The organism is Priestia sp. SIMBA_032 (assembly GCF_046535215.1).
GTDB classification, from domain to species: Bacteria; Bacillota; Bacilli; order Bacillales; family Bacillaceae_H; genus Priestia; species Priestia aryabhattai.
Genome location: NZ_JAWRXD010000699.1, coordinates 1 through 270, shown reverse-complemented (window position 1 = coordinate 270; position 270 = coordinate 1). Strand labels below are relative to the sequence as shown.

1 protein-coding gene is annotated in these 270 nt (G+C 64.8%); it reads left to right on the top strand.

The window, feature by feature from the left end:
• Positions 1-270 (top strand): glycosyltransferase (locus SB717_RS36065; RefSeq protein WP_410907797.1); only part of this gene is annotated, 270 nt, incomplete at both ends.

The following is a 270-nucleotide window of genomic DNA, read 5'->3' as shown; positions in this document are numbered from 1 at the left end:
CAAGAACTTGCCGGTATTACTCGAGGCATTCGCGGCGATCGCGGGTTCGGTTCCCCACACACTGGTGATCGCCGGTGGTGATGAGTCGCTCAGAACACTCGACGACCGGGTGAACCGGCTCGTCGAGAGCCTCGGCGAACGCGTGCAGCTGACCGGCAGGCTTGCCTTCGACCGATTGCGGGCACTGGTGGCGCAGGCGGACTTCCTGGTGATGCCGTCACTGTACGAAGGTGCAGGTCTGCCTCCGCTCGAGGCCATGGCGTCGCGGAC